The sequence below is a fragment of the Delftia sp. ASV31 genome (assembly GCF_016428765.1).
In the GTDB taxonomy this organism is placed as follows: Bacteria; Pseudomonadota; Gammaproteobacteria; order Burkholderiales; family Burkholderiaceae_C; genus Comamonas; species Comamonas acidovorans.
Genome location: NZ_JAELTK010000238.1, coordinates 1 through 379, shown reverse-complemented (window position 1 = coordinate 379; position 379 = coordinate 1). Strand labels below are relative to the sequence as shown.

The following is a 379-nucleotide window of genomic DNA, read 5'->3' as shown; positions in this document are numbered from 1 at the left end:
TTGTTGCGCAGCTCGCGGATGTTGCCCGGCCATTCATGCGACTGCAGCACGGCCATGGCGTCGCTGCCGATCTGGCGCTTGGGCAGGCCGCTCGCGATCGAGATCTGCTCCATGAAGAACTCGATCAGCTCGGGCACGTCCTCGCGTCGCTCCGACAGCGGCGGCACCTTGATCGGCACGACGCTGAGGCGGTGATAGAGGTCCTCGCGGAAATGCCCGTCGGCGATGAGCTGCGCCAGGTCGCGGCTCGACGAGGAGATGACGCGGACGTCGACATGGACCCGCGTCGCGCCGCCGACGCGCTGGAAATTCTGGTCGACCAGCACGCGCAGGATGCGGTTCTGCGTCTCGCGCGGCATATCGCCGATCTCGTCGATAT

The 379-nt window shown here is 66.2% G+C and carries 1 protein-coding gene; it reads right to left on the bottom strand.

Annotated features, from left to right (window positions below):
* Positions 1-379 (bottom strand): sigma 54-interacting transcriptional regulator (locus JHD82_RS29170; RefSeq protein ID WP_199140393.1); only part of this gene is annotated, 379 nt, incomplete at both ends.